This is a genomic window from Stenotrophomonas sp. 220_Sma, assembly GCF_056487375.1.
The window spans coordinates 1,278,400-1,293,359 of record NZ_CM151348.1 but is presented as its reverse complement, the minus strand read 5'-3'; the positions used below and the strand labels follow the sequence as shown (position 1 = coordinate 1,293,359).

Genomic DNA, 14,960 nt, shown 5'->3' with positions numbered 1-14,960 from the left:
TCCTTCCCTGTGGTTTGTCAGGGGTCACGGGGCGCGGCGCAGGGTGATCAGGGTGATCTCCGAAGGAACGCCGATGCGTGCCGGGAAACCGGCCCACAGGCCAGCACCATTGCTCACGTACAGTGTCATGCCATCCACCTCGTAACGCCCGGACACATAACCGCCATTGGCGCGCTTCACCAACTGGTCCATGCCAATGATCTGGCCGCCATGTGTATGCCCGGACAGCTGCAGCTTCACCCCGCGTGCGGCAGCCTCGCGCGCATTGCGCGGGCGATGGTCGAGCAGGATCACCGGCGCGCCCGGATCAGCACCGGCAAGCGCGGCCTCCAGATCCGGCAGAGGCAGGCCATAGCGCGCCGCCACCGGGTCGGTGACGCCGGCAATGGTCAGCGCCGCATCGCCCCGTCGTACCTGCAGGTGGCTGTTCTCCAGCACCTGCATGTGCAGCGCGCGAAACGCCTGCATCCACTCCTGGTACTGCGCGTAGTACTCGTGGTTGCCGGTGATGGCGATGACACCATCCGGTGCATGCAGGTCGGCCAGTGGCCGCGCGTCGTCGCGGCGAGCCTCGACGCTGCCGTCGATCAGATCGCCAGTGATCACGATCAGGTCCGGCTTCAGCGCATTGCTCTCCTCCACCACCCTGCGCACCCAGTCGCCGGTCAGCAGGCGGCTGGCATGGATGTCGGTCAGCTGCAGCACGCGATAGCCGTCGAACCCGGCCGGCAACCCGGCGATGCTCACCTCGATCTGCCTGGGCTTGGGCACCGCCATTCCCTGGCTGACGCCATAGGCGCTGACCAGCAGCGCCAGCAGACCTGCCGCCGGGCGCAGCTTCGGCGCGCGCAACGCCGATACAGCACGTAGCCTGCGCAGGATGCGCGACACCAACAGGCCCGCGTCCAGCACCAGCAGGAACAGCGCCAGCAGCAGTACGGCAGTCGAACCCGTGGCCAACGAGGCGATGGCCAGCTTCGGGATTTCCGGCGAGGCCATCGTGCCCCAGAACATGGCGACGATGCGCAGCTGCACGGCAACGCTCACCAGCAGCAGCGACAGCACGACCTTCATCCAGATGGGCATGCGCAGTGGCCAGAACAGGCGCCAGGCCACGTACAGGCCCATCAACAAACCGATCGTACTCAGCACTGCAACCATCCGGGAAAGAAAGCGGGCCCGCCATGGTGACGGTTGCCGGCAGTGTTGTGTAGAGCCGGGCCCGTACCCGGCTGCTCAGGAAGCAGTCGAGCATGGCTCGACTCTACAGAGGGCCAGTCGAGCATGGCTCGACTCTACGAAAGCCCGATGCGTTCCACCCGCAGGCGGGCGATGCGACGCTTCTCCATTGCCAGTACGGTGATGCGTACATCCGCAATCTCCACCGTGTCACCGATGTCCGGCAGGCGCCCCAGACGCTCCAGCACCAGACCGGAGATGGTCATGTAGTCGGCACTGCGCGGCAGCGAGACGCCGGCCAGGCGCTGCAGGTCGTCCAGGGTCAGCGCACCGTCGGCCTCCCACTGGTTCTCGCCCTGCGCCTCCACGCCATAGCGCTCGTCCTGGGTGTCGACCAGGTCACCGGCAATGGCCGCCAGCAGATCGTTGGCGGTCACCAGGCCTTCCACACTGCCGTACTCGTCCACCGCCACCGCAAGCGGCACCGGGTGCTGGCGGATCAGCTCCAGCGCCTGCAGTGCGCTGGCGCTGGACAGCACGTACTGCGGCTCGCGCAGGTTGCCCTCCAGCTGCAGCGGCCTGCCCTGCAGCAGGTCGGCCAGAAGGTCGCGGCTCTGCACCACGCCGCGCAGGCTGTCCAGGTCGCCATCACCCACCAGCAGGCGGGTGTGCGGCGATGCCACCAGGCGTGCCACCACATCCTCCTGCCCACGTGCCAGGTCGATCCACTGCACGTCGGCACGCACGGTCATCACGCTCGACACCGGCCGATCAGCCAGGCCCAGCACGCTGCGGATCATCTCGTGCTCGGCCGGCTGCAACCGCTCTTCGGCATCGACGTGTTCGTCAGCGTTTTCGTCGTCGTGGCCATTGGCCGGGCGCGCGCCCAGCATGCGCAGCACGGCGTCGGCGGTACGCTGGCGGAACGGCTGGCGGCGCTCGTTGCGCTCGCGATTGAAGCGCACCCACTGGTTGAAGGCTTCAACCAGGATCGAGAAGGCGATCGCCGCGTACAGATAACCCTTCGGGATCTTGTAGCCCAGGCCTTCGGCCACCAGGCTGAAACCGATCATCAACAGGAAGCCCAGGCACAGCACCACCACCGTAGGATGCTTGTTGACGAAACGGGTCAGTGGCTTGCTGGCCACCAGCATCAGCACCATCGCGGTGGTCACCGCGGCATACATCACGCCCAGGTTGTCGACCATACCAACTGCGGTGATCACCGAGTCCAGCGAGAACACCGCGTCGAGCACCACGATCTGAGCCACCACCATCGCGAAGCTGGCGTAGACCTTCTTGCCATCCTCGTGATGCTCGCGGCCCTCCAATCGCTCGTGCAGTTCCATCGTGCCCTTGAACAGCAGGAACAGACCACCGCCCAGCAGGATCAGGTCACGCCCGGAGAAGCTGTGGTCGAACAGCGTGAGCAGCGGTTCGGTCAACTTCATGATCCATGCCAGCGCGGCCAGCAGCACCAGCCGCATCAGCAGGGCCAGCGCCAGGCCGATCACCCGCGCGCGGTCACGCTGGTGCGGCGGCAGTTTGTCGGCCAGGATCGCGATGAACACCAGGTTGTCGATGCCGAGAACGATCTCCAGCACGACCAGGGTTGCAAGGCCCATCCATATCGAGGGGTCAGCCAACCATTCCATTTCAGGTCCGTTTCGTCAGTAGGTAAGGGAAAAGGGGAAACACTCAGTCAGCCTCCTGCGCCTGCGCCGGGTCATGCCCGAGCAGGTCACCGGGCGTGCACTGCAGCTCACGGCAGATCGCATCAAGTGTGGAAAAGCGGATGGCGCGCGCCTTGCCGGTTTTCAGGATCGACAGGTTGGCCAGGGTGATGTCGATGCGCCCGGCCAGCTCGGACAGGGTCATGCCCCGTTCCTGCAGCATGCGGTCCAGGGTGATGACGATCGCCATCAGATGACACCGTCGAGGTCATCGCGCATTGCCGCACCCACGGCAAACACGCGTGCCAGCACGAACAGCATCAGTACCGCGACCAGGCCGGTGATCGACATGCCGCCGCCCACCTCCATCCAGGTGAAGTCCGGGCCCATCCAGGCGGCGTAGGCGCCGATCAGGATCGACAGCACCTCCATCGACAGCATCAGCCAGGCCATGCGCTGCAGGCGCTGTGCATTGGCGTGGGTGAACGGCCGCTCGCGCGCCGCCGACTTCAACAGCCGCAGCAGGTGGCGCAGGAACATCAGGCACAGCACCAGCAGCGCGACGATCGCGCCCAGGCCCAGGCAGAAATGCAGGAACAGGTCGCTGCCATGCACGGCAGCGGCATCAGCATCGTGGATGCTGTCGAGCAGCCAGCTGCGGTCGTGGGCGACCAGCGGCACGGCCAGCAGTGCGGCCAGGATGCCCAGCCAGCACATCGCCCGCACCGCCTGTACGGCGGCCTGGGCCAGGGTGAACAAGCCTCGCGCGGGTCTGGCGCGGGCGGGACGAGCGGTCAAGCGGCCTCCGGCATTGGGGTGGCCTCGCCGCCCCGGGTGAATTTATCGATAAACGATATACCACTTGCCGCGTGAAAGGCTGAATCGCGAGCGTGGGCCCTTCAGGGCCCAGGCGCGCCCTGCGCCAGCATCGCTTCGCCCGGGGCCGCCGAGGCCATCGCCTGCACGCCGGCTTCTGCCGCCTCCCGTGTGACCAGGCGGAATCGCACCTGCAGCTTGCCCTGCCCCGGCGTGGCCCAGCCGTACTGGATGGCCACCTGATCGGCCGACAGCGGCCCACGCCCTGGCAGCGACCGCACCTGCAACGGCTTCGGTGCGGCCTGCACCAACCGGGCGAATCCCTTCTGCACGACCGCCGCGTCGGCCTTTTCGGCGTAGACAGTACACGTGCCATCGTCAGCCCAGCTCACCGCATAACGGCCACTGGCCAGAGGCACCATCCAGGCCACGCCCGATTGCCCCTGCAACAGCGTCGCGGCTTCGGCGGGCTGCAACGGCGACAGCCCATTGGATTCCATCAGCGACTGCAACCGTGCCGGGGCACCGATGTGCTGCATGCAGGCGGTGTCGAACAGCTCGCTGAAGGGATCCTGCGCCGGAGCCTTGGTCTTGGCAATACGCGCGGGTTGCGCCACCGCCAGGGTGGGCAGCAGGGCCAAAGCCAGCCAGAACGCAGGACGCATCGGGATTCCACGCTACGGAAAACAGCAGGGAGGATGGCAAAGCCCGGGCGCCACGCGCAATGGGTCATGGCTTGACATGCGTAGATGACGCCCCCGGGTGCACCGATGATGCCGGCCAGCGGCCGGCACTACCGGGTGCTGTAGCGGTAGACCAGATCATCCGCATCGCTGCGCACGGCGTTCGCATCCAGCACCCCGCCCAGGCGCCGCGCGACGGCCTGCGATGCCAGGTTGTCCGGCGCCATGTAGCTGACCAGCGTCGGCAGCCGCACCACCACGAACGCCCAATCGCGTAGTGCACCGGCCGCTTCAGTGGCAAAGCCCTGCCCTTCATGGCCGTTGTACAGCAACCAGCCCAGCTCCTTTTCAGGAAACAGCGGGCCATGATTGATCCCGACCTGGCCGATGCAGGCTCCCGTATCGGCACGCTCGATCATCAACGCGCCATGGCCGAACAGATGCCAGCTGGCGAGGTCATGGCAGAACTGCCCCCACGCCGCCACCTCACCGAACGGCCCGCCCATGCCCCGCGCACGCGGCGAGGCCAGGAACGCGGCATAGACGCCGAAGTCATCCAGCTGCTGTGGACGCAGCCGCAGGCGCACGGTGTGCAGGGTTGGAATCTCAAGCACGACGGCGCACAGGATCAGTACACCGCCAGGTGGCCACAACCGCGGCGCTGTGGCTGCCCTTCCATCGTCACCTGCACGCTGGCCAGGGTGTCCACACCTTCGGCAGTGCGGCACGACTCACGCTTGATCTCGACGATGGCGGGCTGCTGGCCAAGCTCGCCGTTGAGCACGATCAGCGAGCTCGGTGCATCGGCCGGCTGCCCCGGATAGCGCAGCGTGCCCTTGAGGGTACGGCCGTCAGCGCTGAGGCTGGCATCGTGGTTGCCCTGGCCGGTGGAGGCGATCTCAATGCTCCAACCCGCACCGCCGCCGGTGAAAGCCGGCACCGGACTCAGGTCGGCGGCAACCGAGGGGTGGCGTGGCGCATCCGCAGCGGTCTGCGACGAAGTGGAGGTACAGCCGGCCAGCATCCCGGCCAGCAGCGCTGCAGCAACGACGGGGCGAACGGTCATGATGCGCTCCTGCCAGATGGTCGAAGGTCCAGTCTAGGCAGCCATGCGTGCGCCAGCGATGAACATGATGTTTCAGCGTGGAATGCGCCCACCACCGGCGACCCGCACGCGGTCGCGGCCCTGCGCCTTGGCCTGGTACATGGCCGCATCGGCGGCACGCAGCAGGGTCCGCCAGCCCAAGGCGTCGGTAGCACCGCGGGCCACGCCGAAGCTGGCGGTCACCCGCAGCACGGTACCGCCGGCCACCACGATGTCCAGCTGCTGCAGCGCAAGCCGCAGCGATTCGGCCAGCTGTCGGCCAGCGGCCAGGTCACCGTCGGCCAGCAGCACCAGGAACTCCTCGCCACCATAGCGGGAAATGCTGTCGCTGCGGCGAAGATGGCGCTGCAGCAGTTGCGCCACCTGTACCAGCACTTCATCACCCGCATCGTGGCCATGACCATCATTGATCGATTTGAAGCGATCAACGTCCAGCAGGATCACCACTGCGCTCATCCGCCCCTCGTCGTGGCGCTGCTGCACCAGTTCCTCCAGCGCGCGACGGTTCAGCAGTCCGGTCAGCTCATCGGTGCCGGCCAGCTGGCGCAGCTCGCTGGTCAGCGCCGAGCGTTCGCGCGACTTCTCGCGCAGCACTTCAATCGCATCGAACAGGCGCTGCATCTCGGCCAGCGGATGGGTGACATGCTGCTCGGGCCCCGGCGCTTCGGAGGCAATCTGGATCACCTGCCGTTGTGCCTGCAGCAGAGGCCGCAGGATCTGCAGATGCGCGATACGCAGCGCCACACCCAGTACCACCAGGGTTCCCAGCGCGGTGGCCAGAAGTACCGCCAGCCGCGTGGCCTCCCGGTTGCGGGTGTGCTCGAACCTGGCGATGGACACACTCAGGTAACCGTCACGCAGCGCCTCAAGCGACTGCAGGGTCGGCACGTAGCGCGTGGTGAACTCGGCAGCGGTCCACGGCGGCGGCAGGCCACGCCGTCCGTCGTCGATCAGCTGTTCGATCATCGGCAGTGACTCGCCGAAGAACTGCCGGCGCGCCATATCCCAATGCCAGGACAGCGTCGGATCACTGCGGAACACCGATTCGTGGCTGCCGGCCAGCCGCCACAGTTCCAGCAGGCGGCCCTCGGTCTGCAGCGCCGCGCGCACCTGTTCGTTGCGCCAGGCACCGGGTACCGCCACCGGCGCCATCACGTTGGAGGCCAGACGCCCGCCGTGCTCGCGCAGGTCGATCAGCACCTGCCCCTGCATGGCTGGAATCGCCGCTTCGCGGTCGGCCCGGACCAGTACGTTGATCTGTGCCGAGGTCAGCAGGTGCAGGCGGTCGACCACGGCAAACATGCCGCTGATCGCGCGCTCCACGTCTTCGACACGTCGTGCGTCGCGCGGCTGCGCTGCCACCCGGTCCACGCCCGCGCGTGCCGACTGCAGGCGACGTTGCGCGTCTGCCAGCATCCCATGCTCATCCACCACGCCCGGATCAGCCGTGAACACGGCATCCAGCTGCTGCAGCGCGGTGTCCACACGCCTGCGCACCACCGCCAGCTGCAGCGTAAGCCGCGCATGCTCGCTGGCATCGGCCGGGTCGGCACCGAGCAGGCTGTTGGCCGGGCCGCGTTCGGCCGAGACCAGGTTGGCCAGGTCGAAGGTCTGGCGCAGCTGGCGCAGGCTGACCAGGTTGTCCTCGGCAGCGCTGTAGCGCAGCGTGCCCTGGACCAGCGCGATGGCCATCAACGGCAGCGTACAGACCACGAACGACCCCGCCAGGATCCAGACCCAGGTCCGCAGTCCGATGGGCGATGCCTTGCCGGCCATGCAAATTTCCCCTGAAGTGCGGATCACTGTAGCCGCCGGTCCCGGCAGCGCCAAGCCAGTGCCGCGCGAACCGTGACCATGGGTATACCGCAGCCACCGCGAACGCGCCGGCAAGGTCTCACCCCGCGCCGGGCTGAGGCGAATGCGTCACACCCTGCCGTACTAGATCCAGCGCTGGTCGACCAGTTCGCGCTTCACGTAGGCGTAGAACACCGGCGCCGCCACCAGGCCGGGCAGGCCGAACGCCGCTTCCATCACCAGCATCGCCAACAGCAGCTCCCAGGCGCGGGCCTGGATTTCGCCGCCAACGATGCGCGCATTGAGGAAGTACTCCAGCTTGTGGATCACGATCAGGTACAGCAGCGCCGCCACGGCCACGTAGAACGAGACCGACAGCGCGACGATGGTGATGATGGTGTTGGAAATGATGTTGCCCACCACCGGCAGCAGGCCGGCGATGAAGGTGATCAGTACCAGGGTCTTGGACAGTGGCAGGTGCACGCCGAACAACGGCAGCACGCCCAGCAGGAAGATGGCGGTGAACACGGTGTTGAGCAGCGAGATCTTCACCTGCGCGAACACCACCTGGCGGAACGCGGTGGCCAGGCGGCTGGTGCGGCCGATCAGCTCCTGCGCCAGCGGGCCCATCTTCGGCAGCGGCAGTTCGTCATACAGCGCGATCATCGCGCCCAGCACCATACCGATCAGTACGCGTACGCCCACCTGCACCACCGAGGTACCGGCCACGCCCAGCTGGCGCTGATGCTCGGCGGCCCAGTCGTTCAGTGCCGTGCGCAGCGCCGGCATGTCCTCGGGGATGTACGGCTGCAGCAGCGCCGGCACCTGGTGCCGCGACGAATTGAGGATCTCCATCAGCCGCGCCAGCAATGCGTCCGGTCCACCGGTCTCGTTGCGGAAAAATGACGCCACGCCGATCCCGGCCAGTACAAGCGCACTGATGATCACCGCTGACAGCACGATCACCGCGATCGCCCGCGCCCGGCCTGGCGGCAGCTTGCCCTCCACGGTGGAGGCCAGCAGGTGGGTCAGCTGGAACACCAGCAGGCCCGACAGCAGGGTCACCACCAGGCCCAGCTTCAACGCCAGCCACATGCCCAGCAGCATCATCAGCCAGGCCGCGATCCTCGGGACGGGGGGCTTGGGCTGGGCAACGAGGGCGTCTTGCATGGGCGGCACGTCCGGGCAGGGTGGCCCATGGTAGAGGATTGGCGGCGATGATTCCGGGTGCAGGATGAACAGGCAACACACGCGGATTCCGCCGCCCCTTCTCCGTCCCTCGGCACGTCCGCAATCACGCCCGGATCACACCCGGTCCAGTGCCAGATACCGCGCCGTGCGCACGATCGTCTCACGCTCGCCGAAGCTGGCCAGCTCGCCGGCAACACGCCCGCTGTCGCCAGTCGCTGCGATCTCCTGCAGGGTGCGCTGCATGGCCCGGATCGCAGCGCGCTGCAGGTCAGAGGGAATGATCACAAGCCGGTAATCGAGTTCGGCCAGCCGCGCCACCGGCACCAGCGGCGTCTTGCCGCTGTGGAACATGTTGATCAGCGTCGGCCCGGGAACCTGCTGCGAAATCACCTCGATCTGCTCCAGCGTTTCCGGTGCCTCGACGAAGATCATGTCCGCGCCCGCGTCCACATAGGCCTGCGCCCGTTCTATCGCCGCATCCAGGCCTTCGCAGGCGATGGCATCGGTACGCGCGATGATCATCAGCTCCGGGTCGATCCGCGACTGGCAGGCGACACGGATCTTCGTGCACATCTCGCCCGCGTCGACCAGCGTCTTGTCATCCAGGTGTCCGCAGCGCTTGGGGAAGGCCTGGTCCTCGATATGCAGGGCGGCAACGCCTGCCCTTTCGAACGCGCGCACCGTGCGTTCAACATTCGCGGTGCCGCCGAAGCCGGTGTCAGCGTCGGCGATCACCGGCAGATCGCAGGCATCGACGATCCGTTCAACCTGCGCAAGCACTTCGCTGAGGCCGAGCAGGCCGATGTCCGGCACGCCGGCCGAACGTGCGATGGCGCCGCCGCTGGCATAGACCGCATCGAAGCCGGCCAGCTCCACCAGCCGTGCCGACAATCCATCGAATGCACCTGGCGCAATCACGCTGCCCTGGCGGAGCAGATCGCGCAGCCGACGTGTCTTTTTCATGGGGTCTCCCTTGTCGTTGGACATCTGCAGTGGGATACCGATGATGTTGCCGCCAGCGGCGACCGTCCAATACCGTGTTCGTACAGCACCAGAACGTTTGAGGTTCCAATGGAACTGCGGCACCTGCGCTACTTCGTCATGACTGCCCAGCTGCAGAGCTTCACCAAGGCCGCCGAGGCCCTGCATATCGCCCAGCCGCCGCTCGGGCAGCAGATCCGCGCCCTGGAGGAAGAGATCGGCACACCGCTGTTCCACCGGCAGGGACGCGGCATCGTGCTCAGCGATGCTGGCCAGGTATTCTGGAAAGCCGCGGAGGACATCCTCGCGCGCGTCGACCAGGCCAAGGAGGAGGCGTTGCGCGCCGCACGCGGCGAGGTCGGTACGTTGACATTGGGGCTGACCGAATCGGCGACCTACAACGAGGCGGTCACCGCGCTGATGCGCAGCTTCCAGCGGGCACATCCGGCGGTGCAGGTGCAGCTGGTCGAAGATGGCAGTGAATCGCTGGTCCGGCGCCTCGATGATGGCGAGCTCGATGCAGTGATCGTGCGCCCGCCGTTTTCCGATACCGGTGAACGGATGACACAGCAACTCAGTGCCGAGCCACTGGTGGCAGTACTGCCGGCCTATCACCCGTTGGCGTGCCGGACAAGCATCGCGCTGGCCGAGCTGCGCGACGAGCGCTTCATCCTGTTCTCGCGGAAATCGGGTCAGGGCCTGAGTGCAGACGTCGTCGCTGCCTGCCGCAGCCAGGGCTTCGCGCCTACCATCCAGCAGGAAGCGCCGCAGGTGGCTTCAGCGATCAACCTTGCGGCTGCCGGCCTGGGTATCGCCATCGTGCCGGCCTCGATGCAGAGCATGCACCGCAGCGGCCTGGCTTTTGTTGCGCTGGAACTGGGCATGCCGACCACCACGCTGCAGTTGGCGGTGCACTGCAAGCCTCCGGCAACGGCCGCCCAGCTGCTGGCCTGCGCCAGAGACCTGGCAACACCTCATTCGCCATAGCTGGCGTTGTTCTTGCCCTGGCGCTTGGCGTGGTACAGCGCGCGGTCGGCCAGTGCCAGCCAGTCCTCGACGCTGCCGCCGCGCGGCGTCGCCGCGATTCCGATGCTGACGCTGAACTCGATGCCCGGGGTTGCCTGCCGTGCTGCCTCCAGAAGTTGCAGCCGAACCCGCTCTGCCACATGCATCGCATCGACGGGCGCACAGTCCTGCAGCAGCACGACGAACTCGTCGCCTCCCAGCCGCGCAGGGGTATCGCCAGGCCGGGCGAAGGCGCGCAAGGTGGAGGCGATATGGCGCAGCACTTCGTCCCCGGCGCGATGACCGTGCGAGTCATTGATGCGCTTGAAGTCATCCACATCAAGCATCAGCAGGCAGGCAAAACCACCCTGCCCCTGCGCCTTGTCCAGTGCCTGCTGCGCACGGACGATCAGGAAGCCGCGGTTGGCCAGCTCCACCAGCGGGTCCATGCGGCTCAGCCGCTTCAACTGGCGGTTCTGCGATTTCACCCGCCGCGCCAGCTGCCAGCTGAGGATGCTGAGGCCGATGCCGTAGACGAACAGGAACGGCACGCTGAGCACGATCGTGCGCTGCGATGACACCGGCTGGTAAGGAAACCCGAGCCCCCACCAGGTGAGCGCGAACCCCACCACCAGTGCCAGTGTGGCCCGTACCGCCAGCTTCACCCCACCGGCGGCGATCTTGTCGGCGACCAGCAGCGCGGCGAACAACGCACTGGGTACCACGCTGAGCCCCATGAAGGCGATCCAGCCACCGCCAAAGAAGGAATCAACCACCATGCAACGGAACTGGACCACCGCAGGCTGCCGTGAGCGCTGGGTCAGCACCAGCGCGAGCGCCGGCCAGGCCAGCGCGTTGAGCAGCAGCAACACCCAGGCCCACGGGCCGTCCTGACGTTCAAGAATGATCGAGGCGATGGGAATCGCGCCCAGCCCATTGCCCACGAAGCGCATCCAGCCGATGCGACGTGCCGCGCCGATGCCTTCGACCGCGACTTCCGTCGATTCCGTCAAGAACGGCATTGCCGACCCCCTTGCGCGATCGCACGCCCTTGCCGGGCGGCCTCTGGTGAGTCTGACAGCTCTGCGTCAATTCGGGATCAAGGATTCACGGCGGTTACCCTGCCTCACCCACGCCTGGGTGGCGCCGTTGAACCCCGCAGCATCAGGCTGAAATCCAGCGTCTGCTGCAGCGGCACATCCATGTGCTCGATGATGGCAAGCAGCAGGTTGACCGCGCGCTCACCGATCTCCCGCATCGGTTGCCGGATGGTGGTCAACGGCGGCGTGAGGTAGCGGGAAGATGCCAGATCATCGAAGCCGACGATCGACAGATCCTCCGGCACGCGGATGCCCAGATCGCGGCAGGCCGCCAGGGTGCCCAGCGCCATCTGATCGCTGAAACAGAAGATCGCCGTTGGCGCAGACATGCCGTCCAGCAGCGCCATGGCAGCCGCATGGCCGGATTCCACCGAAAAGTCACCCGGCACGATGTTCAGCTGGCGCAGGCGTCCACGCGCCTTGCCAGCCGCCCGCACCCCTTCCAGCCGTTGCTGGTGCAGCGGATTGTCCGGCGGTCCGCCGACCACGGCGATCCGCTCGTGTCCCAGCCCATACAGATGTTCCATCACCACACGCGCGGCCGCGGCGTTATCGATATGGACGCTGGGAATGCCCAGCGCGGGGTCGAACTCGCAGCCGTTGATCACCGGCGCGGCGGCACCGCGCTGCTGGACGATCTCGCGCGCCGTCGGCGGCAGCCGGTGCCCCAGCACGATCATGCCGTCGGCCTCGTTGCGCCGGAGCATCTGCGCATAGCGCTCCTCGCGGTCGGGTTGATGCTGGGTATCGCCGAGCAGAACCGCATAGCCGACCGCCTGTGCGGCGTCCTCCGCCCCCTGCAGGATCTGCGCGAAGAATGGATTGGCGATGTCCGGGACGGTGACCAGGATCTTGCCGCTGCGCTGGGTCTTGAGCGTGCGGGCCACCGTGTTGGGCACATAGCCCAGTGCGGCGGCGGCCTGCTCGATGCGCGCGCGGGTAGCCGGCAGCACTTTGTCCGGCCGGGAAAGCGCCCGCGACAACGTGCCTGCGGAGACGCCGACGTGCTTCGCGATGTCGTAGATGGTGGCCATGGCGTTAGTTCTCCTGTCTGCTGTGCAGTGCACAACAGGTCCTGCGTGAGCCCCTGCTAGGATAATGCAATCGATTGCATCGAGGGCGAATCACGTTGAAGACGCTCAAGGGTCCAGCGCTGTTCCTGGCGCAGTTCATCGGCGACACAGCTCCTTTTGATCGGCTGGACACGCTGGCCGGATGGGCCGCGGGTCTGGGCTATTCTGGCGTACAAGTCCCCACCGGCGCGCCCCACCTGTTCGATCTGGCCGAGGCCGCGCGCAGCCAGGCGTACTGCGACGACGTCGCCGGCATGCTGGCCGGTCATGGCGTGCAGATCACCGAGCTGTCCACCCATCTGCAGGGGCAGCTGGTCGCGGTGCATCCGGCCTACGACAGCCTGTTCGACGGATTCGCGCCGGCGGACAAGCGCGGCGATCCGGCTGCCCGCCAGGCTTGGGCAGTCGAGCAGCTTCTGCTGGCCGCCAAAGCCAGCCAGCGCCTGGGGCTGACCGCGCATGCCACGTTCTCCGGCGCATTGGCCTGGCCCTATTTCTATCCCTGGCCGCAGCGCCCGCCGGGGCTGGTGGAAGAAGCCTTCGCCGAACTCGGCCGCCGCTGGCGCCCGATCCTGGATGCGTTCGACGCCTGTGGCGTGGACCTGTGCTTCGAGATCCACCCGGGTGAGGACCTGCACGACGGCGCGACCTTCGAGCGCTTCCTCGACGTGGTGGACCATCACCCCCGCGCCAAGATCCTGTACGACCCCAGCCACCTGCTGCTGCAGCAGATGGACTACCTGGGTTTCATCGACCGCTACCACGCGCGCATCGGCATCTTCCACGTCAAGGACGCGGAGTATCGCGCCAGCGCGAGCAGCGGCGTGTATGGCGGCTACCAGGACTGGATCGATCGTCCGGGCCGGTTCCGTTCGCCCGGTGACGGCCAGATCGACTTCAAGGCGATCTTCTCCAAGTTCGCCCAGTACGACTTCCCCGGATGGGCGGTACTGGAATGGGAGTGCTGCCTGAAGCACCCGGAGGACGGCGCACGCGAGGGTGCCGCCTTCATCCGCGACCACATCATCCGGGTGACCGAACGCGCCTTCGATGACTTCGCCGACAGCGGCACGGACGCCGCATCACTGCACCACATGCTGGGAATCTGAGCCATTACCGCCCCGGGAGGGCAAGCCATGTCGCACGCCATGTCGCGCCTGGGCGCGATGATGTTTCTGCAGTTCTTCATCTGGGGAGCGTGGTTCGTGACCCTCGGGACGTACCTGGTGCAGGGCCCGCTGCAGGCCAGCGCCAGCCAGGTGGCCACCGCCTTCCTCAGCCAGTCGATCGGCGCGATCGTGGCGCCGTTCCTGGTCGGCCTGATCGCCGATCGCTACTTCGCCGCGCAGCGCATCCTCGCGGTGCTGCACCTGGCCGGCGCGGTACTGATGTGGCTGGCGTCCACCGCCACCAGCTTCAGTGTGTTCTCGGCCTGCGTGATGGGCTACATGCTGCTGTTCATGCCGACGCTGGCGCTGGCCAACAGCGTGGCGATGCGGCACATGCAGTCGCCCGAGAAACAGTTCCCGCTGGTACGCGTGGCCGGCAGCATCGGCTGGATCGTCGCAGGCGTGCTGATCGGCTGGCTGGGGTGGGAGCAGGCCCATCGGCTTGAACTGACGTTCCGCATGGCGGCGCTGGCATCGCTGGTGTTGGGCCTGTATGCGTTCACCCTGCCGCACACGCCGCCACTGGCACAGCAGCGCGATGCCGGGCTGGGGCAGATCCTCGGGCTGGATTCATTGCGGCTGCTGAAGTCGCGTGCCTACCTGGTGTTCTTCCTGGCGTCCATCGCCATCTGCATCCCGCTGTCGTTCTACTACAACTTCACCAATCCGTATCTCAACGACCTGGGCGTGCGCGGCGCCGCAGGCCTGCAGTCGCTGGGCCAGGTTTCCGAGGTGCTGCTGATGCTGGCCATGCCGTTCCTGTTCGTGCGGCTGGGGGTGAAGACCATGCTGGCGGTCGGCATGGCGGCGTGGGTGGTGCGCTATGTCCTGTTCGCCTTCGGCGATGCGGGCAGCGGCTTCCCGCTGCTGGTGATCGGCATCGTGCTGCACGGCATCTGCTACGACTTCTTCTTCGTCACCGGCCAGATCTACACCGATGCCCATGCCGGCCCCGCCGTGCGCAGCAGCGCGCAGGGCTTCATCACCCTGGCCACGTACGGCGTGGGCATGCTGATCGGCACCTTCCTGTCCGGCGCGGTGGTGGAGCACTTCACCACCGAGGCCGGCCCCGACTGGCAGCAGATATGGCTGTTCCCGGCCGCTGTCGCGCTGGTGGTGCTGATCGCCTTCCTGCTGCTGTTCCGCGACCGGCCCGCCGTGGCCGCCGCATCTTCCACAACCTGAGGATTC

General features: G+C 66.8%; 15 protein-coding genes. 3 read left to right on the top strand and 12 right to left on the bottom strand.

Annotation, left to right across the window (positions count from 1 at the left end):
* Nucleotides 1-24: 24 nt before the first annotated feature.
* The 10 genes from ACZLIB_RS06170 to ACZLIB_RS06125 form a co-directional block, all read right to left on the bottom strand.
* Nucleotides 25-1,161: a metallophosphoesterase gene (locus tag ACZLIB_RS06170; RefSeq protein WP_478469396.1), complete on the bottom strand. Its 1,137-nt coding sequence runs from the start codon at nt 1,159-1,161 to the stop codon at nt 25-27.
* Between the two features lie 134 nt (nt 1,162-1,295).
* A complete protein-coding gene (locus tag ACZLIB_RS06165) occupies nt 1,296-2,834 on the bottom strand; it encodes a TerC family protein (RefSeq protein WP_478469395.1) in 1,539 nt (512 codons plus the stop codon).
* 43 nt (nt 2,835-2,877) lie between these two features.
* Nucleotides 2,878-3,102, bottom strand: a complete 225-nt coding sequence (locus ACZLIB_RS06160; protein WP_032127628.1) for a helix-turn-helix domain-containing protein — start codon at nt 3,100-3,102, stop codon at nt 2,878-2,880.
* Complete coding sequence (locus tag ACZLIB_RS06155; protein WP_032127655.1) at nt 3,102-3,569, bottom strand: DUF2975 domain-containing protein; 468 nt, start codon at nt 3,567-3,569, stop codon at nt 3,102-3,104. The genes ACZLIB_RS06160 and ACZLIB_RS06155 overlap by 1 nt, the downstream gene beginning before the upstream one ends.
* 182 nt (nt 3,570-3,751) lie before the next feature.
* Nucleotides 3,752-4,333 (bottom strand): NMCC_0638 family (lipo)protein, encoded by a 582-nt coding sequence (locus tag ACZLIB_RS06150; protein WP_478469394.1) that lies wholly within the window; start codon nt 4,331-4,333, stop codon nt 3,752-3,754.
* 128 nt (nt 4,334-4,461) lie between these two features.
* Complete coding sequence (locus ACZLIB_RS06145) at nt 4,462-4,965, bottom strand: GNAT family N-acetyltransferase (RefSeq protein ID WP_478450564.1); 504 nt, start codon at nt 4,963-4,965, stop codon at nt 4,462-4,464.
* Between the two features lie 14 nt (nt 4,966-4,979).
* The gene (locus ACZLIB_RS06140) at nt 4,980-5,417 is read right to left on the bottom strand and encodes a hypothetical protein (protein WP_125893731.1); all 438 of its coding nucleotides are present in this window, start codon (nt 5,415-5,417) and stop codon (nt 4,980-4,982) included.
* Nucleotides 5,418-5,489: 72 nt separating this feature from the next.
* Entirely contained in the window at nt 5,490-7,232 is a 1,743-nt protein-coding gene (locus ACZLIB_RS06135; RefSeq protein ID WP_032127635.1) for a GGDEF domain-containing protein, read from the bottom strand.
* Nucleotides 7,233-7,394: 162 nt separating this feature from the next.
* A complete protein-coding gene (locus ACZLIB_RS06130; RefSeq protein ID WP_012510371.1) occupies nt 7,395-8,420 on the bottom strand; it encodes an AI-2E family transporter in 1,026 nt (341 codons plus the stop codon).
* A gap of 135 nt (nt 8,421-8,555) precedes the next feature.
* Nucleotides 8,556-9,404 carry an isocitrate lyase/PEP mutase family protein gene (locus ACZLIB_RS06125; RefSeq protein WP_478469393.1) on the bottom strand — a complete coding sequence of 283 codons (849 nt, stop codon included), beginning with the start codon at nt 9,402-9,404 and terminating at the stop codon, nt 8,556-8,558.
* Nucleotides 9,405-9,512: 108 nt separating this feature from the next.
* On the opposite strand from ACZLIB_RS06125, the gene ACZLIB_RS06120 reads away from it, so the two are divergent.
* Nucleotides 9,513-10,409: a LysR family transcriptional regulator gene (locus tag ACZLIB_RS06120; RefSeq protein WP_478469392.1), complete on the top strand. Its 897-nt coding sequence runs from the start codon at nt 9,513-9,515 to the stop codon at nt 10,407-10,409.
* Here ACZLIB_RS06120 and ACZLIB_RS06115 read toward each other — a convergent pair.
* On the bottom strand, nt 10,397-11,449 hold the full coding sequence (locus ACZLIB_RS06115) for a sensor domain-containing diguanylate cyclase (protein ID WP_478469391.1): 1,053 nt from the start codon (nt 11,447-11,449) through the stop codon (nt 10,397-10,399). The two genes, ACZLIB_RS06120 and ACZLIB_RS06115, sit on opposite strands and share 13 nt — an antisense overlap.
* 104 nt (nt 11,450-11,553) lie before the next feature.
* Nucleotides 11,554-12,561 carry a LacI family DNA-binding transcriptional regulator gene (locus ACZLIB_RS06110; protein ID WP_478469911.1) on the bottom strand — a complete coding sequence of 336 codons (1,008 nt, stop codon included), beginning with the start codon at nt 12,559-12,561 and terminating at the stop codon, nt 11,554-11,556.
* Nucleotides 12,562-12,656: 95 nt separating this feature from the next.
* On the opposite strand from ACZLIB_RS06110, the gene ACZLIB_RS06105 reads away from it, so the two are divergent.
* Nucleotides 12,657-13,709 carry a sugar phosphate isomerase/epimerase family protein gene (locus ACZLIB_RS06105; RefSeq protein ID WP_049422750.1) on the top strand — a complete coding sequence of 351 codons (1,053 nt, stop codon included), beginning with the start codon at nt 12,657-12,659 and terminating at the stop codon, nt 13,707-13,709.
* Between the two features lie 27 nt (nt 13,710-13,736).
* Nucleotides 13,737-14,954 (top strand): nucleoside permease, encoded by a 1,218-nt coding sequence (locus tag ACZLIB_RS06100; protein ID WP_478469390.1) that lies wholly within the window; start codon nt 13,737-13,739, stop codon nt 14,952-14,954.
* Nucleotides 14,955-14,960: the final 6 nt, after the last annotated feature.